At 33.6% G+C, this 22,237-nt stretch carries 19 protein-coding genes and 2 tRNA genes; 5 read left to right on the top strand and 16 right to left on the bottom strand.

Annotated features, from left to right (window positions below):
- Positions 1–1,314: 1,314 nt before the first annotated feature.
- The 11 genes from Q0663_RS12585 to Q0663_RS12535 all read right to left on the bottom strand — a co-directional run bounded on the left by Q0663_RS12585 (position 1,315) and on the right by Q0663_RS12535 (position 10,226).
- A complete protein-coding gene (locus Q0663_RS12585; protein WP_299011685.1) occupies positions 1,315–1,566 on the bottom strand; it encodes a GIY-YIG nuclease family protein in 252 nt (83 codons plus the stop codon).
- A gap of 45 nt (positions 1,567–1,611) precedes the next feature.
- Positions 1,612–1,686, bottom strand: a tRNA-Val gene (locus Q0663_RS12580).
- Between the two features lie 94 nt (positions 1,687–1,780).
- A tRNA-Val gene (locus Q0663_RS12575) sits at positions 1,781–1,855 on the bottom strand.
- A 161-nt stretch (positions 1,856–2,016) separates the two neighbouring features.
- Positions 2,017–3,225 carry a folylpolyglutamate synthase/dihydrofolate synthase family protein gene (locus tag Q0663_RS12570; RefSeq protein WP_299011683.1) on the bottom strand — a complete coding sequence of 403 codons (1,209 nt, stop codon included), beginning with the start codon at positions 3,223–3,225 and terminating at the stop codon, positions 2,017–2,019.
- Positions 3,226–3,259: 34 nt separating this feature from the next.
- Positions 3,260–4,270 carry an NAD-dependent epimerase gene (locus Q0663_RS12565; RefSeq protein ID WP_299011681.1) on the bottom strand — a complete coding sequence of 337 codons (1,011 nt, stop codon included), beginning with the start codon at positions 4,268–4,270 and terminating at the stop codon, positions 3,260–3,262.
- Complete coding sequence (locus Q0663_RS12560) at positions 4,270–5,595, bottom strand: UDP-glucose/GDP-mannose dehydrogenase family protein (protein WP_299011679.1); 1,326 nt, start codon at positions 5,593–5,595, stop codon at positions 4,270–4,272. The genes Q0663_RS12565 and Q0663_RS12560 overlap by 1 nt, the downstream gene beginning before the upstream one ends.
- Positions 5,596–5,687: 92 nt before the next feature.
- The gene (locus tag Q0663_RS12555; RefSeq protein WP_299011677.1) at positions 5,688–6,506 is read right to left on the bottom strand and encodes an energy transducer TonB; all 819 of its coding nucleotides are present in this window, start codon (positions 6,504–6,506) and stop codon (positions 5,688–5,690) included.
- Entirely contained in the window at positions 6,507–6,899 is a 393-nt protein-coding gene (locus Q0663_RS12550) for a biopolymer transporter ExbD (protein ID WP_299011675.1), read from the bottom strand.
- Positions 6,899–7,582: a MotA/TolQ/ExbB proton channel family protein gene (locus Q0663_RS12545; protein ID WP_047790255.1), complete on the bottom strand. Its 684-nt coding sequence runs from the start codon at positions 7,580–7,582 to the stop codon at positions 6,899–6,901. The genes Q0663_RS12550 and Q0663_RS12545 overlap by 1 nt, the downstream gene beginning before the upstream one ends.
- Positions 7,583–7,753: 171 nt before the next feature.
- Positions 7,754–8,980 (bottom strand): Glu/Leu/Phe/Val dehydrogenase dimerization domain-containing protein, encoded by a 1,227-nt coding sequence (locus tag Q0663_RS12540; protein WP_299011667.1) that lies wholly within the window; start codon positions 8,978–8,980, stop codon positions 7,754–7,756.
- A gap of 181 nt (positions 8,981–9,161) precedes the next feature.
- Positions 9,162–10,226, bottom strand: a complete 1,065-nt coding sequence (locus tag Q0663_RS12535) for an anhydro-N-acetylmuramic acid kinase (protein ID WP_299011665.1) — start codon at positions 10,224–10,226, stop codon at positions 9,162–9,164.
- A gap of 92 nt (positions 10,227–10,318) precedes the next feature.
- On the opposite strand from Q0663_RS12535, the gene Q0663_RS12530 reads away from it, so the two are divergent.
- A complete protein-coding gene (locus tag Q0663_RS12530) occupies positions 10,319–11,461 on the top strand; it encodes an acyl-CoA dehydrogenase (protein ID WP_299011663.1) in 1,143 nt (380 codons plus the stop codon).
- Between the two features lie 50 nt (positions 11,462–11,511).
- Here the strand turns inward: Q0663_RS12530 and Q0663_RS12525 are convergent, their stop codons facing one another.
- The 5 genes from Q0663_RS12525 to Q0663_RS12505 all read right to left on the bottom strand — a co-directional run bounded on the left by Q0663_RS12525 (position 11,512) and on the right by Q0663_RS12505 (position 17,848).
- On the bottom strand, positions 11,512–12,300 hold the full coding sequence (locus Q0663_RS12525; protein ID WP_299011661.1) for a tRNA pseudouridine(38-40) synthase TruA: 789 nt from the start codon (positions 12,298–12,300) through the stop codon (positions 11,512–11,514).
- Between the two features lies 1 nt (position 12,301).
- On the bottom strand, positions 12,302–13,483 hold the full coding sequence (locus Q0663_RS12520) for an acetate/propionate family kinase (RefSeq protein WP_299011659.1): 1,182 nt from the start codon (positions 13,481–13,483) through the stop codon (positions 12,302–12,304).
- Between the two features lie 8 nt (positions 13,484–13,491).
- Positions 13,492–15,585, bottom strand: a complete 2,094-nt coding sequence (gene pta, locus Q0663_RS12515) for a phosphate acetyltransferase (RefSeq protein ID WP_299011657.1) — start codon at positions 15,583–15,585, stop codon at positions 13,492–13,494.
- A 106-nt stretch (positions 15,586–15,691) separates the two neighbouring features.
- Entirely contained in the window at positions 15,692–16,435 is a 744-nt protein-coding gene (locus Q0663_RS12510) for a sensor histidine kinase (protein WP_299011655.1), read from the bottom strand.
- Between the two features lie 759 nt (positions 16,436–17,194).
- Positions 17,195–17,848, bottom strand: coding sequence for a LytTR family DNA-binding domain-containing protein (locus Q0663_RS12505; protein ID WP_299011688.1), 654 nt, complete (start codon positions 17,846–17,848; stop codon positions 17,195–17,197).
- 451 nt (positions 17,849–18,299) lie between these two features.
- On the opposite strand from Q0663_RS12505, the gene Q0663_RS12500 reads away from it, so the two are divergent.
- Genes Q0663_RS12500 through Q0663_RS12485 form a run of 4 tightly spaced genes read left to right on the top strand, consistent with a single transcriptional unit; the run spans position 18,300 to position 22,112 of the window.
- The gene (locus Q0663_RS12500; protein WP_299011652.1) at positions 18,300–19,271 is read left to right on the top strand and encodes a hypothetical protein; all 972 of its coding nucleotides are present in this window, start codon (positions 18,300–18,302) and stop codon (positions 19,269–19,271) included.
- Between the two features lie 4 nt (positions 19,272–19,275).
- Complete coding sequence (locus Q0663_RS12495) at positions 19,276–20,145, top strand: DUF4412 domain-containing protein (protein WP_299011650.1); 870 nt, start codon at positions 19,276–19,278, stop codon at positions 20,143–20,145.
- 11 nt (positions 20,146–20,156) lie between these two features.
- Positions 20,157–21,074 (top strand): hypothetical protein, encoded by a 918-nt coding sequence (locus Q0663_RS12490; RefSeq protein ID WP_299011648.1) that lies wholly within the window; start codon positions 20,157–20,159, stop codon positions 21,072–21,074.
- 51 nt (positions 21,075–21,125) lie between these two features.
- Positions 21,126–22,112 (top strand): ScyD/ScyE family protein, encoded by a 987-nt coding sequence (locus Q0663_RS12485; RefSeq protein WP_299011646.1) that lies wholly within the window; start codon positions 21,126–21,128, stop codon positions 22,110–22,112.
- The last annotated feature ends 125 nt before the right edge of the window (positions 22,113–22,237 follow it).

Below are 22,237 nucleotides of genomic sequence, written 5' to 3'. Positions count from 1 at the left end.
TTCTTATGAAAAAGAAACTCTCTCCTTTCAATCAAAACGTCATTTCGAACTGAGTGATAACGAATGTGAGAAACCGCTAGGTTCAGCGCAGCTAAATCTTATTAAAAGAAGGAGCTCACAACTTTAAGATTTCTCCCTACGGTCGAAATGACATTACTTTTATGCTGTTCATTTTTTCCATTGATGAAAAAACGAACCAAAAAAATCTAGACTTACGAACCTTTATCTAATTTTTTTGCTTGTTCTCTAAATTTTAGGAACTCGCCTTTACAAAGCAATACTTTAAATAAAACTCCGTTTAGGCTCAAACAGCCTAAAATTTTACGGGAACTTCACTTCAAATTTTACGATAAATCTTCGGTAGGTCGGGGTTATTTTTTTACACTCTTGTCCTCAAAATTGTATTACTACCATTTTGATCTCCTTCCGACTACGCTTGGGGTGCAGCTTTCAGTTTTAGTTTGTGGTAAGGATCTTTTGTTTTTATTACCCCATTCATTTTTTGCTTGTCCAAAAAACGAATCAAAAAAGGACACTTTTTCAATAGGAATTTCTGCCATGCAGAACCGTACGCAAAACTTCGCGGCGTTTCACGCCTGAATCTCGAAGCTTTTGCGTACTATTCTTATGAAAAAGAAACTCTCTCCTTTCAATCAAAACGTCATTTCGAACTGAGTGATAACGAATGTGAGAAACCGCTAGGTTCAGTGCAACTAAATCTTATTAAAATGGAATAGCTCACTTTTTTGAGAAATAGCCTCACATAACCTAAAAATGCAGCTACGTTTAACCTAAAGATTTCTCCCTACGGTCGAAATGACGTGCCCTATTTTTTTTTCATTACATAGGAGGATGCGACCGATGTATCAGGATCCCAATGACAGGCTTTTCTTTTTGGCTCCATTCATTTTTTGCTTAAAATCATGAAGACATCTCGATACTCCCGAGACCTCGGGATTCTTCCCTTCAGTCCGGAAAATCACTTGATGTGACAATCTTTTATACTGTTCATTTTTTCCATCGATGAAAAAACGAACCAAAAAAATCTAGACGTATTTTCCTTTTATTGAATTCTACGTTGTCTTTCGTATTCGAATCCAGACCGTAAACTCTTTGGATTCTCTTGTACTCCATAACCTTGAATTCTACTAAAATGAAAATAGGTCGGGTTGGGATTTAACTATATAGATTTAAAACATAAAAAAAGCCTCATCATTCCTGATGAGGCTTTTTTTGTGGGCACTGCTTTTCCCGAATTCATTTCGGGAAAGGGGTTCGAACCTCCCGATTAGCATCGGGATAAACACTGACCCTCTACCTATTCTTCTCAATTAAAACCTCTATCATCTTTCTACTCTTCCATTTTTTAATCGAAAACTCTCTTTTAACTGCTACTTCTTTAGAATCACACTCTTCTTGATAAACCACAATCCAATCTTTTGCTTTTGATGTATACCCTTTGTGATTTGACAAATGTTTTTTTAATCGGTTTACCACATCATTCGTAGAACCGATATAATACTTATCTAAAGTTTTTGAATACAAAATATAAACAAAGTAATTCATAGCTATAAAGTAAAAAACCTCTACAAAATGTAGAGGTTTTATCTGTGGGCGCGAAGGGATTCGAACCCCTGACCCCTTGGGTGTAAACCAAGTGCTCTGAACCAACTGAGCTACGCGCCCTTTTTTGTTTAAACTCGTTAAGGATTCGAGTGGTAACCCTGACTCTCCCGATGTCAATCGGGATGATGATTACATTTAACTCTTTTAAGAGTTGTGGGCGCGAAGGGATTCGAACCCCTGACCCCTTGGGTGTAAACCAAGTGCTCTGAACCAACTGAGCTACGCGCCCTTTTTTATTTAAACTCGTTAAGGATTCGAGTGGCAACCCTGACTCTCCCGATGTTGATCGGGACGTTCTGAACCAACTGAGCGACGCGCCCTTACTTGTTAATTGCGGATGCAAATATATAACAGTTTTAGAGATTGACAATAACTTTTTTCATTTTTTTTCTATAAAATTTCTGCTACCACAAATGTACTTCCCCCCACGTAGATTACATCCTCCTCAGACGCATTTGTCTTTGCTTTTTCAAATGCTTGACTTACAGAACCAAACACCTCTCCTACCAATCCAAATTCGATCGCTTGTTCTTTTAATTCGTCTGCTGACAACCCACGAGGAATATTTGGTTTACAGAAATAATATCTCGCATTTTTTGGAAACATAGGTAAAATTTCACTCAAATCCTTGTCAGAAACTACTCCCAAAACGATGTGTAATTGCTTATAATTTTCCTTTTTTAATTGCTCTAAGGTGTAAAATAATCCTTCTTTGTTATGTGCTGTATCACAAATTACCTTCGGATTGTTCTGAAACACTTGCCAACGTCCTTTTAAATTCGTGTTTTTTACTACGTTTAACAATCCGTTTTTGATATTCTCTTCGGAAACTTTAAATTCTTTTAATTGTTGAATTGCAGTTACGGCTGTGGTTACATTGTGCTTTTGATAGTCTCCTAGTAAATCCGTTGTATAGCTTTTTGGGTTATCTGAAGCAAAAACAATAGAAGCATTACATACTTCCGCTTTAGCGATAAAAACATTCTCTGTTTCTTTTTGACGTTCACCAATAACTACAGGAATATTCTGTTTGATGATTCCTGCCTTTTCAAAAGCTATTTCTGGTAAGGTTTCTCCTAAAAATTGGGTGTGATCCAACCCGATGTTCGTAATTACCGAAACTTCAGGCGTAATTATATTGGTAGAATCTAATCTTCCTCCTAAACCTACTTCAACAACAGCTATATCTACTTTTTGATTGGCAAATTCTTCAAACGCCATCCCTACTGTCATTTCAAAAAAAGACAATCCTTGATTTTCTAAAAAGGCTTTATTGTTTACTATAAAATCAATTACCGCATCTCTGGAAATCTCTTCTCCGTTGATTCGAATGCGTTCTGTGAAGTTTTTTAAATGTGGAGACGTATACAATCCAACCTTATAACCCGCCTCTTGTAATATAGAAGCAAGCATATGACTAGTGGATCCTTTCCCGTTTGTTCCTCCTACATGAATCGTTTTGAACTTTTTATGTGGATTCCCAAGCTCTTCACACAATGCAACAATATTGGCTAAATCTTTTTTTAATGCTGTTTGCCCTTGACGTTGGTACATTGGCAACTGAGCAAACATCCAATCTAGTACTTCTTGGTAAGTCATTAAACAATTATATTATAACTGAAGCTTTTATAAATTAACTATGATATTTTTGATACCATTGCACAAAACGACGTACTCCTTCTGCTACCTTTACCTGAGGCTTGTATTCGTAATCACTGATTAAACCTTCAACATTTGCCCAAGTTCTTTTTACATCTCCCATCTGCATCGGTAACATTTCTTTGGTTGCTTCTTTCCCTAAGCTCATTTCCATCTGTGTAATAAAATCCAGCAATTTTACAGAATCGTTGTTTCCTATGTTATAGATTTTATACAGCTCTCTATTCTCAACCGACTTTTCTATTACTCGCTTTACTCCTTCTACAATATCATCTATATAGGTAAAATCGCGTTCCATATCTCCGTTGTTAAACACTTTGATTGGACGATTATTTGAAATAGCATCAGCAAATAAAATTGGTGCCATGTCTGGTCTTCCCCAAGGTCCGTACACGGTAAAAAATCGTAATCCTGTTGTTGGAATCTTATACAAATGGCTGTAGGTATGCGCCATGAGTTCGTTACTTTTTTTCGTTGCTGCATACAAACTCACAGGATTATCTACACTATCTTCTTCGGAAAAAGGCACTTTTTTATTGGCACCGTACACACTTGAACTACTTGCATACACCAAATGTTTAATCTCATGATGTCGGCAACATTCTAAAATATTCAGAAAACCAACAATGTTACTTTGAATATACGCATCAGGATTTTCGATACTGTAACGAACTCCTGCTTGTGCAGCAAGGTTACAAACCACTTCAAATTTTTCAGTAGTAAATAATTGAAGTAGTTCTTCTTTATCCTCTAAGTTCAACCTGATAAACTTGAAGTTTTCATTTGTTGAACTGATCGTTTCTTGATAAAAAACCTCAGCATTCTCTCTACCAATCCCCAACTCTTTTAATCGAGCATATTTTAAATTGACATCGTAATAATCATTGATATTATCAACCCCGACAACTGTGTGTCCTAGTGCTAACAATCTTTCACTTAAATGAAATCCGATAAAGCCTGCTGCTCCTGTTACTAAAATTTTCATTAGTTCTTTCCTATTTGATAATATTCAAATCCTCGTTCTTCTAAATTGTAACTATTGTACTGATTTCTTCCGTCAAAAATAACAGGAGTTTTCAGTTGTTTTTCAATTTCTGAAAAATCTGGCGAACGGAATTCTTTCCATTCTGTCAATAATATCAATGCTTCAGCATCGGCTAACACTTCGTATTTTGAATTTTTATAGGTTATATTCTCTACATTTTTTAAATAAAAATGTTCTGCTTCTTCCATCGCCTTCGGGTCATAAGCTTGCACTTTTGCCCCTCTTTTTACCAGTTCTTTTACGACATAAATTGCTGGAGCTTCACGCATATCATCGGTTCCTGGTTTAAACGCTAATCCCCATAACCCAAAGGTTTTTCCTGTTAAATCTTCTCCAAATCTTTTGATGATTTTTTCTGCAACCACAAACTTCTGACGGTTGTTTACTTCTTCAACTGACCTTATCAATTGTGCTTCGTAACCGTTTTCTTCCGCAATTTTTTTCAATGCTTTCACATCCTTCGGAAAACAAGAACCTCCGTAACCAGCTCCTGGATAAATAAAACTATAACCAATTCTTGAATCAGAACCAATTCCTGCTCGAACATTATTCACATCCGCTCCTACTCGTTCGCAAATATTCGCCATTTCATTCATAAACGAAATTTTTGTTGCTAGCATCGCATTTGCTGCGTACTTCGTCATTTCCGCAGAACGAACATCCATTCCTATAAAACGTTCGTGTGACATGGTAAACGGTGTATATAACTGACGCATTTTTTCAAACGCATAATCAGATTCTGCTCCAATTACCACTCTATCTGGCTTCATGAAATCGTTAATCGCATCTCCTTCTTTTAAAAATTCAGGATTTGAAACTACATCGAACTCAATTTTTACATTTCTTTTATCTAACTCTGCTTGAATTGTTGCTTTTACTTTATCCGCTGTTCCTACAGGTACGGTAGATTTATCAACCACGATCAATCGGTGATTCATCTTTTGACCGATCTCTTTTGCTACCGCTAACACGTATTGTAAATCTGCAGATCCGTCTTCTCCCATTGGAGTTCCTACCGCAATAAATACAATTTCGGTTTCTTCAATCGCCTCTTCTAGTTTCGTTGTAAAGAATAAGTTTTGTTTTTCTACATTTTTCAACACCATTTTTTCTAATCCTGGTTCATAGATAGGAATAATTCCTTGGTGTAGTTTATTTATTTTTTCTTGGTCGATATCTACACAAGTTACTTTATTTCCCATTTCTGAAAAACAAGTCCCTGATACCAATCCTACATAGCCTGTTCCGATGACAGTTAGTTTCATGTATTTGTATTTTTATTTCTTCAACAGTTGTGCCTTCAGTTTACACAACCGACTTGAATACCTTTTTGTTGCAACTATTTGGCAAAGATAGTTTATTTTGACAGAGAAAACTTGTAGATAATAGTTCCTCGTTGCTTTGATGGTGCATTTCCATCAGCATTCCATTTCGTTCTTAAAGCTGCTTGCTTTGCTGGTTCTAATAAACATGGAGCTGAGTTTGTTGTCCCTTTTACTCCTGGGTTTGCTTTCGTTACTCGACCATTTTGGTCTACTTCGATACTTACCACCACTGTACCTTCTTCTTGACAATCGGGTTTTTGAATAGGTTTTGACAAGGCTTTTCTTCCCGCTAGGTTATAATTACCTCCTGAACCACTTCCAGAATTCCCATAATATTTATCTGAATTTGGGTCTCCTTTTTCGTTTCCTTTTACACCTGATTGTTTATCATCTCCTTCGCCGGAATTTGCTCCATCTTTTGAAGTTCCATTCAATAAGCTATTTAACGCATCGGTAGTTTCTTTAGATGGCTTTGGCTTTGGTTGTTCTTTAGGCTTTTCTTCTTTCGGAGTTTCCTTTACAGGTTCTTTCTTTACTTCTTTTTTTTCAACTACAGGAACTTCTTCAGCCGTATCATTTGTAATAATTTCTTCTTTGATAGGCTCTTCTGGCGTTTCTTCTACTTGTTCTTCAACCACTTCTTCTTGTTGTGGAGTTGCTTGAGCTTTGGTTTTTTCAACAGGTTCTCCACTTCCTACTTCAGAAGTACCAAAGTTAATCGCTAAACCATATTCAATTGGTGGATCGAGATATTTCATTCCGTAATTGAATATTCCAATAATAAACAATATCAGAATAATTGCTGTTATAACAGCTGATTTACGTTTATGTTGTGTATCTAAAACTGTCATTTATTTACCTTTAACAGCTAAAATCATTTTTAACTTGTTTCTATTCGCAATATCAATCACCTGCATTACATTTTTATATTGCACATTTTGATCTCCTCGAATAACCACTGTCTTCTTTTTGTCTACACCTACTTTAGTTAACAACTCTCTTTCTAAATTTACGTTACTGACTTTTGTTTTGTCTATATAAAATGACGCATCATTTGTAATGGTTACTGCTACCGAAGTTTGATTTTCAGTTTTTCCTCCTGCTTTAGGCAACAAGACATCAATGGCACTTACGGTAACCAATGTTGATGTTAGCATAAAAAAGATCAATAACAAAAAAACAATATCAGTCATTGATGACATATTGAAGTTTGGATTGACTTTATTTCTTCCTCGTAAATTCATTATACTGGCTCGTTTAATAAGTCTAAAAACTCAACAGATTTTGCTTCCATCTGATAAACAACCTTATCTGTACGAACTACTAAATGGTTGTAAGCGATATATGCGATAATCCCTACAATTAACCCAGCAACCGTCGTTGTCATTGCAGTATACAAACCATCTGATAACATTTTAATATCTATTTGTCCACCTGAGTTTGCTATCTCATGAATGGCAACAATCATTCCAATTACGGTTCCTAAAAACCCAATCATTGGGGCAGCTCCTGCTATAGTTGCTAATACTGATACATTTCTTTCTAGCTTATAAACTTCTAGTTTTCCTGCATTTTCTATTGCTGTATTAATATCTTCAAGAGGTTTTCCTATTCTAGAAATTCCTTTTCCTATTAATCTGGCTGTTGGCGTAACTGTATTATCACAAAGTGATTTAGCACTATCTATTCTTCCGTTCGTTACATGATCTCTAATTTGGTCCATGAAATTAACATCTACTTTTGATGCTTCTTTAATAGCAAAAAAACGTTCAAAATAAATGTAAAGAGCCACGGCTAATAACACGAATAACAAAGCGATAATAATTTGACCGCCTACACCTCCATCCATAATTAAATTATAGATTGACAACGTTTTTTCTTGAGGCACTTCTTCTACCAACTCCTGAGTTTCTTGAAATAATAGCATGAATACTAAATTAGAATTTATATTATGTTTTCGCTAAATAACTAACGATTTCTTTTATTTAAAATTGTTTGATGTAAAAAGTCTTCCTTTATATTAACACCAAAGGAAGACTTTTATTTTTATTATGCTTAATTACTTAATAACAGCATTTGTGAAGTCATAAAAAGAACTTTATACCAGTTCTTTTAATGCTATTTCAAAAGCTGTTTCACTTATTTGAGTTTTTGCAGCACTTTTAGCATGTGTTCTTTGTAAGGCTTTTTTAATAGTATTTGATGTATCTTCAAAAATAGCTTGATCTGTCATTTCTACTCTACGCTCCATAAAGTATGCAAATACTCTTGCCATACCACAGTTTGAAATAAAGTCTGGAATCAAACTCACTTTTTTATCAGTATCTTCCATAATAGATCCAAAGAAAATTTCTTTATCTGCAAACGGAACATTTGCTCCACAAGAGATAACTTCTAAACCAGAATTTATCATACTATTAATTTGGTCTTGAGTAATTAATCTTGAAGCTGCACATGGTGCGAAAATTTCACATGGTAAGTTCCAGATACGTTCGTTAATTTCTTCAAAAGGAATCATGTTTTCAGAAACTAACGTATTACCGTCTTTGTTTAAGAACATTTCTTGAATTTCTTCAAAAGAAAATCCTTCTTCTTTGATAACTCCTCCCACACGGTCAATAATCCCCACTACTTTAGCTCCCATTTGTGCTAAATAATACGCTGCTGCTGAACCTACATTACCAAAACCTTGTACTACAGCACGTTTTCCTTCTACTGTCCCCCCATAAATATCATAGTAATGACGCACTGCTTCAGCAACACCGTAGCCTGTAATCATATCAGCTACTGTATATTTTCTGGAAATATCTGGCGATAAGTTTTCGTCTTCTAACACCTTGATAACTCCATGACGTAACTGACCAATACGATTAATTTTATCAGCTTCAGTAGGCTTAAAGTGTCCATTAAAAACACCTTCTTGTGGATGCCAAACTCCACTATCTTCTGTAATCGGAATTACTTCATGAATTTCATCAACATTTAAGTCTCCTCCTGTTCCATAATAGTTTTTTAATAATGGAGCAACAGCTTTATACCAACGCTCTAAAACTCCTTTTTTACGAGGGTCTTGCGGATCGAAATTAATCCCTGATTTTGCTCCTCCAATTGCTGGACCCGATACTGTAAACTTCACTTCCATCGTTTTAGCTAGTGACATTACTTCATATTTATCTAATCCTTTACGCATACGTGTACCACCACCAGCAGCACCTCCTCTTAATGAATTAATAACTGTCCAACCTTCTGCTTCTGTTTCAGGGTCTTTCCAATTAAATACTATTTCTGGTTGCTTTTCTTCGTATTGCTTTAATAATTCTTTCATTGTTTAATGTTATAATAGATGATTTTCAACTTTATCTGTTTCTTTTTCTTGCTTAAAAATTGAGTTGTGATTTTTCCCCTTTTGGGGAAGCTAAAGTTGATTCATTTTACTATAGTTTTAATGTGTAGTTGTTTCCGAACAAATTTATCATAAAAAACAATATTCCTCAAAATACTTTACATTATTTCTTCGGATAAAAAACTTCACCTGAAGAATGATCTTTTTTTGCTCCAGTTACTGATTGTAAACAATTTACTTTGTTTTGAACTTTTAACACCCCCAATAATGCAAAAATGAGCGCTTCTTTATAATTGATGAGTTCTTTATCTGCTTGTTTGATTTTTGTTTTTGCATAAAACTCAATCCTACTCATTAAAAACGTATTGAACGCTCCTCCGCCTGTTACCAAAATAGTAGCTTCATTCTCTACAACATTCCCTATTTGTAGAGCTGTATGCTCAATAAAAGTTCTTAAAACTGAAGGAATATTTATCTCATATTTATCTACTAAAGGAAAGATATTTTCTTGTACCCATTCTAATCCTAAAGATTTTGGAGGAAGCTCTTGATAAAAGGAAAGCTCGTTCAATCGTCTTAATAATCCCATATTAATTTTCCCTTCTGAGGCTATTTCCCCTTCATTATCATACTCTAAGTCTATTTTACGTGTGTAATGGTTCAGTACAATATTCACAGGACAAATATCAAAAGCTATTCTTTGTTTATTTTCTTCATAAGAGATATTAGCAAACCCTCCTAAGTTTAAACAGTAATCATAATCAGTAAATAATAGTCTATCTCCAATAGGCACTAAAGGAGCTCCTTGTCCACCTAACGCTACATCTTGCGTTCTAAAATCACATACTACTTTTTGCTGAGTAACATTTGCTATGACTTGTCCATTTCCTATTTGTAAGGTAATTCCGTTTTCTGGTTGATGCAAAACTGTATGCCCGTGAGACGCTATAAAATCTAATTTAGAAATACGGTGTTCTCTTATAAAGTTATTCAATATACTCCCCAAAAATTCACCATAATTAACATCTAAAATTTGTAAATCTTTCTCATCGTAATTTATAGCTTCTTGCAGTTTATTCTTCCATTCATTAGAATATGATACTGTCTCTGCCTGTATAATTCTAAAATCTTCGTATAAATTTTCATGCATTTTTATATATGCCAAATCTATTCCATCTAAAGAAGTTCCTGACATTAATCCAATACAATAAATATAGTTGTCTTGCATAAAGTAAAAATAACAAGTCTATTGAAAAATTGCTATTAAAAAAGTATCTTTGAACACATTTTTTACGAATTTAACAAAATATAAAATAGATAATGGATTTTAACCTTACAGAAGAGCATTTAATGATTCGTGATGCTGCACGTGATTTTGCTCAAACCGAATTATTGCCAGGAGTTATAGAAAGAGATGAAAAACAAGAGTTTCCTAATGAACTAGTTCGCAAAATGGGTGAGTTAGGATTTATGGGAGTAATGGTAGATCCTAAATATGGAGGAAGTGGAATGGATGCTGTTTCTTACGTATTAATTATGGAAGAATTATCAAAAGTTGATGCTTCAGCTTCAGTAATGGTTTCTGTAAACAATTCATTAGTATGTTATGGTTTAGAAGCTTATGGTACTGAAGAACAAAAACAAAAATATTTAACAAAATTAGCTACTGGTGAGCAAATTGGTGCGTTTTGTTTAAGTGAGCCAGAAGCTGGTTCTGATGCTACTTCGCAAGCAACTACTGCTGAAGACAAAGGTGATTACTACCTATTAAACGGTACTAAAAACTGGATTACTAATGGTGGACGTGCTGATACTTATTTAGTAATTGCTCAAACAGATAGAGCTAAAGGTCATAGAGGAATTAATGCTTTTATTGTTGAAAAAGGCATGGAAGGTTTCCACATTGGTCCTAAAGAAGATAAATTAGGTATCCGTGGTTCTGACACACACACGTTACAATTTAACGATGTAAAAGTTCCTAAAGAAAACCGTATTGGTGAAGACGGTTTCGGATTCAAATTCGCAATGAAAACGTTGTCTGGTGGACGTATTGGTATTGCTGCTCAAGCATTAGGTATTGCGTCAGGAGCTTATGAATTAGCGTTAAAATACTCTAAAGAGCGTAAAGCTTTCGGTACTGAAATTTGTAACCACCAAGCTATCGCGTTCAAATTAGCTGATATGTATACTGAAATTGCTGCTGCTCGTCACTTAGTAATGGCTGCTGCTTGCAAGAAAGATGCTGGTGAGAACTACGATCGCGAAGGTGCTATGGCTAAATTATATGCTTCTAAAGTAGCTATGGAACAAACTGTTGAAGCTGTTCAAATTCACGGAGGTAATGGTTTTGTTAAAGAATACCATGTTGAGCGTTTAATGCGTGATGCTAAAATTACTCAGATTTACGAAGGAACTTCAGAAATTCAGAAAATTGTAATCTCAAGAAGTTTAATTAGAGATTAATTCTAATTCAACACATAATCATAAAAATAAAGCTTGTCAATTGACAAGCTTTATTTTTTGAATTCTACTTTATGTAAATGTAACCCTGAAGCTGGAGCAATAGTTTTCATAAAGTCAATACCACTATTTTCAGGACTCAAACTTTTTTTAATGAATTCCAAATCATAATTTCCTTTTCCTAATTCGGCTAAAGCTCCCATTATCAAACGGATTTGGTTACGTAAAAAACCACTTCCTCTTATGATTAACACATAGCTTTTCTCTGGAAAAAATGAAGCAATTAGCTCTGTGTTTTCTTCAATCTTACAAACATCAATTTCTCTTTCAACTTTTGTTTCAGGTGATGGTTTAGTACAGTAATGCTTAAAATTATGAAAGCCTTGAAACAATTGTGCTCCCTGTTTCATCAATTCTACATCTAACTCTTCCAAATATCCTGTTAAGAAAGCTGCACCATACGGATGGTTTTTTTCTCCAAAAGAAAAGTAATAACGATATTCTTTTACTTTAGGGTGTTGAATAATATTGAATTCTTCGTCTAGCAATTCTTCAACAGCTAACACTCGAATATCAGAAGGTGAATTGCGATTGAAATCTTCCATAAAAAAAGGCTCGTCTAGCTTTTCATCAATAAACAATTGAAAATAATAATCGGTTGATGAAACTTTCGCATCTGTTCTTCCAACTCCCACTGATTTACAACGGATTCCTTTACAAACAAACTTCAACGTTTTATCTACAAAAAAATGAACTGTTTTTAAATTTGGTTGTTTTTGCCAACCATGTAAGCGAAATCCTAAATATTGAAATCGAACTAAATAAGCATACTTATAATTCATACTACACCAGTTCGTACGATTGTTTTGCGATTTCTAGCTCTTCATTTGTCGGAATTACTAGTACTTTTACTTTAGAAATTTCTTTACTAATTTCTGTCAATTTTTTAGCACGAATTGCGTTTTTCTCTACATCTAATTCAATTCCCAAATACTCCATATCGGTACATACTAATTTTCGAATTACATCAGAGTTTTCGCCAATACCTGCAGTAAATACAATCGCATCTATACCGTTCATCGCAGCCACATACGACCCAATGTATTTTTTTATTCGATACGCATTCATATCCAACGCTAGCTGACAATCTTTATTTCCATTCGCTGCTGCTGCTTCAATATCACGTAAATCACTAAAACCCGTTAAGCCTAACATTCCGCTTTCTTTTTGCAGCATGTTATTTACATAATCGGCGTCATAACCTAAGTTGTTTATCAAATAGAAAATTAAAGAATGATCAATATCACCAGAACGCGACCCCATAATTAATCCTGTAACAGGACCAAAACCTAAACTGTGATCGATACTTTTTCCGTTTTCGACAGCAGTAATACTACATCCATTTCCTAAGTGAATCGTAATAATTTTTGAATGTTCTTTTTGAAGAAATTCATTCGCCTTTTCCGACACGTACTTATGACTCGTTCCGTGAAATCCATACAAGCGGATTCTATGGTCGTCTAAAAATTTATTCGGAATGGCATATTTATAAGCTTCGACAGGTATGGTTTGATGAAATGCCGTGTCAAAAACAACTACTTGTTGCGCATTTTTAAATATTGCTTCACTTACTTTAATTCCTTCTAAATTTGCAGGGTTGTGAAGCGGTGCTAACGTAAATAACGATTCAATTTTCTTTTTAACCTCGTCGGTTACCACCGTGGTTTTGGTAAATGTACTTCCGCCATGTACTACGCGATGCCCCACCACTTTAATTTCATCGGTAGAGGAAATTACACCTACTTCTTTATCAAGCAACAAATCGACCACCTTTTCTAAACCGTCTTTATGATTTTTAATTGTGAGTTCTTCTTCAACTTTATGATGATTCGATTTGTAGTGAACCGCTCCTTTTTCTAACCCAATTCTTTCTATCAATCCTGAACAAAGCACCTCTTGCTGAGGCATTTCAAACAATTGATATTTTATAGAAGAACTTCCTGAATTTATTACTAAAACTTTCATATTGTGGTTTATTCTTGTGCTTGAATTGCTGTTAAAATTACGGTGTTAAAAATATCGTCAACAGTACACCCCCTGCTTAAATCGTTTACGGGTTTATTCAATCCTTGTAACATTGGGCCAATTGCTAAAGCGCCTGTTTCTCGTTGTACTGCTTTATAGGTGTTGTTTCCTGTATTCAAATCAGGGAAGATTAACACGTTTGCTTGACCTGCAACTTCTGAATTTGGTAATTTCTTTTTTCCTACGGAAGGATCTACCGCCGCATCGTACTGAATGGGTCCTTCTACTTTTAAATCAGGACGTTTTTCTTTTACAATCTCGGTTGCTTTTCTAACAGTATCTACATCTTCTCCTTTTCCTGAAGTTCCTGATGAATACGATAACATCGCTATTTTAGGATCAATTCCAAAAGCGATACTTGAATCTGCTGATGAAATTGCGATTTCTGCCAATTCTTCTGCAGTCGGATTCGGGTTGATAGCACAATCGCCAAACACCGAAACTCTATCTTCTAAACACATAAAGAAAATTGACGAAACTACCGAAAACCCTGGTTTGGTTTTTACAAATTGTAAGGCTGGTTTAATCGTATGTTGTGTGGTATGTGCTGCCCCAGAAACCATTCCGTCAGCCAATCCTTTGTAGACCATCATGGTTCCAAAATACGAAACATCACCCATCAAGTCTTCTGCCATTGCAGGACTTAAACCTTTATGTTTTCTTAATTCATATAAGGTATTAGAAAAATCAGCAAAATACACTGATTCAATCGGATTGATGATTTCAGTTTTCTCAAAATCGAACGGAATATTCAATCGTTTTACGGATGCTTCAACGTTTACTCTCTTTCCTAAAATGGTTAATTTAACAACATCCGTTTTTTGTAATTGTGAAGCAGCTATTAAAATTCTATCGTCATTTCCTTCTGGCAATACAATATGCTTGCGCACTTCTTTAGCTTTTTTCAATAAATTATATTGAAACATTCTTGGTGTTAACACCTCAGTTCTTTTGTAACTGATTAATTGCTCATTCAAGTTAGCAACATCAACATATTTTTCAAACATATTGATAGACATCTTAATCTTATCAACATTTTCAGCATAAATATGCGAACGAACCGCTCCTAATCGAGAGGTAACGCTAAACGTTCCTTCTTTAACCCATAAAATAGGCACAATTTTTTCCAACCCTTCGATGAGTTTAACAACTGAAGAATTAAGCTCCATTCCACCTGTAAGAATGATTCCTGCTATAGACGGATAATTGCTCGAAATATTGGCTTGTAAGGTTCCTAACAAAATATCTGATCGGTCTGCTGGAGTTACTACCACACTATCATCAGTCAGGTGATGTAAAAAATGTGATAGTTGCATCGCTCCTACTTTAATATCGCCCGTGGTATTGTTTAAAAACTGTTCGCCAAACAACACTTTTGCATCAATTTCTTTTAAGAACTCTTTGATGGTTGGGTTGTTTAACTTCTGATCTATCGGAATGGTATTTATTGAAACTGCTTCAGGTAAATTTCTACCTACTTCTTCAATAATAATTGGAATATTTTTTTCTTGTACTTTATTGGCAACCACAGCAATTACCTGTACGTCTTTATTTACAAACGAATCGTAGGTTAAACGTAAACCTTGAATAAATTCGTCGAGTGTTTTATTTACTCCGCCAGAAACTATAATTACAGGAGCTCCTAAGTTTTTTGCTATCAGAACGTTTAAATCCATTTCTATCACTGCTCCGTGATCAGAAAAATCGGTTCCTTCAACAATTACAAAATCGTTTTCTTCTTCTAACTTCTTATACTTTTCAATGATATTATTGATGACTTCATCTTCTTGATCATCATTCAGCATGGTAATTAGTTCAGAACGTGTAAAAGCATAACAATCTTCATACTTATTTTTAAGGTTGAAATAATTAAGAACAGTATTAATGTGATTGTCTTTTTTATTACCTACTGGATTATCAATAATAGGTCTAAAATAACCTACTTTAGGTTTTTTGCGAAGTAACAACTGCATTAAGCCTAAACTCAACATAGATTTTCCTGAATTTGCCTCACTTGCAGCAATATAGATTGCTTTATTCATCCTTTAATTTTTAAGCAAAATTAAACCTTTTAAAGTTATAAAAATAACGAAGAAAGAGATAAAAACTGCGTTAGAAAAATCTGTTTCACTAATTAATAACAACTTTCTAAACTAAAGGAATAATAATAGAAACCTTGGTTCCTGCTGGTTTGTTTTTTATATACAAATCTGTAAAAATAATACCTGATTTATGTTGATAGTTTTTTGCAAAATGTTGCAAACGTTCTTCGGTTAGTTTTATTCCTACCGAGGTACGCTTATGTATTTTCCTTTCTTTTATTTCTTTCGATTTTACTCTTCCTATACCGTTATCTATAATATCAATTTGTACTTGATGTTTACTCGCATTTAAAGCTTCTACTTTAAGCTGCCTATTTGTTTTTTTTAAAGCGAGTCCGTGCCAAATCGCATTTTCAATAAAAGGTTGAGTTATTAAAGGTGGAACTTTTATCATTCTTAAATTCAGCGCTTCATCAACACTTAACGAAAAATTTACGGTATTGTCTAACCTAGTATTTTCTATGCTCATGTATAACTCTAAAATCTCCAATTCTTCTTGTAAAGAAGATTCTGTATCTATAGTGCTAGCTAAAATTTTCCGAATGAGTTTTGAAAATTTATTGAGGTAAAAAACGGCTTCTACTTTATTGTTATCAATAATGTATCGTTTGATAGAATTTAACGAATTGAAAATAAAATGCGAATTCATTTGGTTGCGCAATGTTGCTACTTTTAATTCTGCCAACTCTTTATCATATTGCATTTTAACAGCTTCTAACTTTTTTAGCTCTGTTTGTTTGTTCAACGTTTCAATATCTAATTCTAACTTTTTTTGAACTTTTTCTCGCAATTCTTCATTTTCTGAATACTACTGAATTAATTGTGCTTGTGATTAGTTACGTTCTTCTAAAATTAATTTCTGTTTATGCCCTAATCCTAAAGAAAAAATGATGTTTTCTAATATAAACCCTGTATATAAATGCTATAAGCAGACTCTACTCTTTCTCCTATTCCTTTTAAATGTAGTTAATACAATAACGATGAAACCGATGTAATAAAAAGCACCATCGACCCAATTATCATATAGTATTTTAATTTACTTTTCGATTTTAAAAAAGGAATATACATTACTATACCTAAAGCACTCATCATAATAATAAAGAAAAATACCCTTTGTACAGCACCATTCTATTTCCTGTAATTGTAAAACCAACAAGCTTAAGTGTACAATATGCCACAATTACATATAGCCACTGAAAGCATTTTTTATATCACCAAGGAAGTTCCTTTTTTATTTCTAAAAAACTAAATGCAAAATAACAGTAAATTATATAGTAGGCTTCTGTGAAAACTTCAGGAAACCTGATTATTTCTTCCACAGGTTTAAAAAAATGAAATAAAAAACCTTCTTTTATCCATTGAAGTTGTGATAGGAAAATAAAGAAAGTATATCCACTATATAAAAAGATAAAGTTTATCTTTATGTTGAAAGTATAATAAAAAATGGTAAACTGTTAGAATGAAGAGTATACCTAAGGTAAAAACTAAAAAAACCATTTTGATGCGACTGATTAAAAAAATATGTTAACGAAGAAGTTTCCTAAGTAAATTAGGAATTTAATATCTGTAACAATTCGTTCTTTTTTGCTCTTGAAACAGGAATTGATACTCCATTCGATAATACCAAATAAGGTCCATCATTTTTTACATACTCTTTTACATAGAGTAAATTAACTAAATACGAATTATGTAATCTAAAAAATAAATCGTCTGTTTGCGCTTCTATTTCTTTTAGTTTTTTTGAAAGTAGTTCCTTATTATTTGTATTAAAGTGTACTTCTGTATAACTTCCGTCAGATTTACAATACAGAATATCTTCAAAGTCAACAAAAATGGTTTTTCCAAAAACAGGCATAGCCAAGCGAGCAAACTTTTTTTCAGGCACATAGGCTTTTATTATGTTTTTTAACTGATCTCCTAAAGCATTCCGTTTTTGGTTTTCGCGCACTCTATTTACTGCCTTAAGCAAGTCTTCTGAATCTATCGGTTTTAGTAAATAGTCTACCGCATGTTCTTTAAAAGCTTTTATTGCATAATTATCGCATGCTGAAGTAATAATCAAGTCAAAATCTCTAAAAGTTAATCTTTCTAACAACTGAAAACCATCCATCTCTGGCATTTCAACATCTAAAAAAACACAATCGGGTTTTAAATAGTTAATCCCCGATATTGCTTCTAAAGGATTGGTAAATGTGTCACATATTTCTATATCACTACAAAAGCTTTCTATTTCCCATTTTAAGTTTTAAATAGCGTTAAACTCATCGTCTATGATAATTGCTCGAATCATATACTGCACTGTTTCTTTAAATATACTTATAAGAACCCAGTACATCGTAACCTCTTTATTTTTAGTGTATTTCACTTTATAATATCAACGAAAACCCTTTTAATTTGAAAACTTCATCTTGTAACTTTGCAAAAACGATTTATAAGTTTTAACATACAAAGTATGTATTGATTGAAACAAACTATAAATAAACCTATTAACAACTTAACTATTAATCTTACTTTTAAGTTGCACGTAGTTAAATAGTTTCTTTTGAAATTATACTCCTTTTAACTTCACCCTTTTGCATTTATGTTTATTAATACAAATAAACATCGCTCCTCTTTTTTACTCCTCAAAATAGGAATAACTAAAAACAAACACTATGAAAACAAATTTTTTATTCTTAATCATGATTATAACTTCATATATAGGCTATTCTCAAATATTTTACGATGATGTTTCAGGGGAAACTATGGGGGATTTCCCCAGTAAGTGGGATGTAATTACTGGTATGGAAACTGTTGAGGCAATTGACGGATTTAATACTATAAGTTTACTACATGGCAGTATTATTAAACCCGTGGTTAACAACCAAACCAACAATTATATTAATGGTGATTTTACTATAGAGTTCGATGCCTTTTTTGGTAAAACAAGTTCTATATACGGGCAACGTATTATTGTAAGATTATGGAACGGAAAATACAGTCATAAACAAGGTAATATTCGTTATAATCCCTTTATTATAAAGCGAAACGGAATCTCAACAAGTTGGTTACAATCCGAATCAGGTAAAGCCGAGAACTTTTTTAAAGACCTACATACATTAGAACCTATTTGGCGTCATGTTAAAATAGCATGTAAAAACAGCAACCTCAAAATATTTTTGGACAATAAATTAGTTTTAAACCTGCCTCGATTTAAAATGCAACCTACCATGGTTTCTGTTGGTGGGGCTATTAACGATTCAAAATACGATGCTAAAGTTGGTATTGCTAATTTTAGAATAACAAGTATTAAAAACAACTCTTCTAATCTTAGCGGTTCAAAAATTATCTTAATTGTAGACAACAAGACAAATAAAATACAAAATATTGAGCTTTTTGAAACGATGCAGAACCCAGAAATAGTTAAAAAGAAATATCCTAATAGTTCCTTTTACAAAGGGATGCTCTACGGAAATTACTCTTTAGTTCCTACAAATAATACTGTATCAGCTTTTGATATTAAAAATAGTTATATATCTGGAGATCAATTCATCCCTGGTGACACATTTATTTTATTAAAAAATATTAAAACAAAAATTAAAGAAAATAAAAACGGAATAGTTGTTTTAAAAACCATAAAAACCTAAAACCATGAAAACAAAACACATAGTATTAACCTTACTTTTTTTAAGTATGAGTTACACAGCAGAAGCGCAATTTTTTAAAAAATTAAAGAAGAAAGCTCAAGAAGCAGCTGAAAAAACCATTTTAAAAAAAACAGATGAAGTAGTTACCAAAAAAACAGAGCAGGTTATAGACAGTGCTACAACAAGCAATCCTTCTAAAAAAAACAAAGGAAAAAAAGGTGCTATGCAGCAAAAAATGTCAAAAATGTTTGGTGGCGGACTTGATGCTGTTCCTGATACTTATAAGTTTTCATACCTGTGTACTATGAAGATTAATACAGGTAAAAAAGAAACAGACATGAAGTATTGGTTAGAACCAAACGAAGCATATTTTGGAAACTCTATGACTGATGGAAAACAAAATAATATTACGGTAATGGACATGAAAAATAAGCTCTTGGTGCTATTTAGTGACAACGGTGAACAAAAAACAGCAATGAATTTACCTATGAATAGTGGTATGATGGACAAATACACTAAAAAGCTAAGCCAAAAAACCGATGTAAAAAATAGTGATGTTAAAATAACTTCTATACCCAGCAAAACAATTTTAGGCTATTTCTGTAAAGGATTTCAAATAACCTCAAAAGAAGGAGTGACGAGAATCTGGGTTACTAATGAAACTCCCGTAGGTTTTTTAGGAGGAATGAGTGGTATGGGTAAAGCAACCAATAGCATTTTACCTCTTGGTGAAAACACGATGCTAATGGAAATGAATCATACTTCTAACAAAGGTAAAAAAGGGGCTTTTAGTATGGCATGTACAGATATTAAACAACAAAGCTTTATTATTAACAAGAGTGAATACAAAGCTCAAGGATTTTCTAACAACTAAAATCAAATATCATGAAAAAAATTAGCGACATCATAATTATTCTATTGCTGTTTTGCAGCTCATTACAAGCACAAGAACTAAGTGATATATTGAATGCAGCCAAAGATGCTTTTGGAGAAGCAAAAGACGCAGGAAAAGAACAGGCAGATACGGACGCTGAATGGGGAAATACCATGAAAGAAATAAACAAAAAAATTGAAGATCGGAAGTTTAAAAACTTAATGGGAAATTTTTCTGAAGCTTTAAATAAATTCTCTAACGAATCTAAAACAGGAAAATGCTTACAAATAATGGGGGCATATGCAGAAATGTTGGCTTACTGTGATTTAAAGGCAGAAACTGAAACTGATCCGTGCAAAAAGAAAGATTGGTTAGGAATAGAATCCATGGTGCTCTTTGCTGGTACTGCAATTAATTACTGCCCGCAAGAATTTTATGGGTTATCTGCCGATGGTGATAAAGATGATGGAGTTTCTAAACAATATGAGATAAAAATTAGGAACTACTTTTTTGGAAATCAAACTTTATATGACGACTCTATAGTTTTGGGTGAAAACCAAATAGAGCTTTTCGAATTAGGCAATAGAGCAAAAAACATGTATAATGACGCCTTAGCTAAATTTTTAAAAGATAAAGGTAAGAGAAGTTATTCAGATCTTGACCCAAAAGATAAAGAGACATTTAATTTATGGTTAAAGAAACTACAATTTGATTTCAGTGAAACCGTAAAACATGAACTTCCTCATATGGTATTATATTATAAATTCAAGTTTGCTAATGAACAATTAGAGTTAAATAACTTGGCAAATTCTGAAGCAGGGCAACCTATAGTAAGCTTTGTCGGCAAAATGTTTACCCCTGGTTTTCAACTTAAAAAAACATTAGAAATAGCTAACGAGAATGGTAAGCTTAAATGTATTCCAAAATAACAATAAACTAATAACAACTATACAAATGAAACCTATGCGTTTAAAGGAACCGTGTACGATATTTCTGCTGCGCCAGACGGTAGTATTATGGTTGCTGTAAATGGTGCCGATAGTAAAACAATTCAAGTGATTAAAAATGGTCAATTAAAAACCATGGCAACGATTGATACAGCCAGTAGTGTTCAAGGAATTGCATCAATAGGTAGCGGAAATGCTTTTGTAACTACAGGAGGTACCGATCTAGCGCAAAATGGTAAACTTTATAAGGTGTCTAACGGAAATGCAAAAATTGTAGCTGACTTAGCTGCCTTTGAACGTAACAACGACCCAGATGCTTTTAAAGGTTTAAAATGGAAAAACCAACTTTGTGAAGCCATTGATGGTTTTAGTGCTGGACCACAAAATAATCCGTACAAAGTAACCGTTTTAGATGATGACACAATTTTGCTTGCAGATGCAGCTGGTAACACTATTTTGTATGCAACAACTGAAGGAGTAGTAAACTATAAAGCAATACTTTCTCCCCCTTTAAGTGAAGAAGGTTATTATCTTGTGCGTTGGTACACTGGTGAAGGTGGGAGTATAGAATGTTATGTTCAGCCTGTACCAACATCAGTAGCTGTAGGACCAGACGGTTATATTTATATAGGCGAATTAACAGGTGCTTTAGCAGAAGGTGTTCCTATTGCTCGTTCACGTATATGGAAATTACCTGCCGATGCAACACATGCTGTTTGTGATGAAGAAAACCTGTTGGTGATTGTAATGTACTTATTAACACTAACATCAGTTATCGATGTAGAAATTGGTCCAGATGGTATGTTATATGTTGTAGAGCTAGATGAAAACAGTTGGTTTTCGTTATTCGGAATTCCAGGACTACCTCCAATTGGTGGAACTATTAGTCGTTACCACTTAGATGGAACTTTTGATACATCAGTAACAAACTTAAGCTTACCAGGAGCTATAACATTCGATAAAAAAGGTAATTTATGGGTATTAGAAAACCTAAATACTGTAAGAGTCTTAAATTTTTAATATTCTAAAATCTACCTGTATAACTATTTCCTGCTAAGAGAGTCCCTATAATAGTTCCTAAAGTAAAGAGCAAAAAAAAACCTCAATCTACTAAAAGATTGAGGTTTAAAAGAAAGGCAACGACC

The sequence above is a fragment of the uncultured Tenacibaculum sp. genome (assembly GCF_947504135.1).
GTDB lineage: Bacteria > Bacteroidota > Bacteroidia > Flavobacteriales > Flavobacteriaceae > Polaribacter.
The sequence above is the reverse complement of the archived record's forward strand: the minus strand, read 5'-3'. Positions and strand labels throughout refer to the sequence as shown.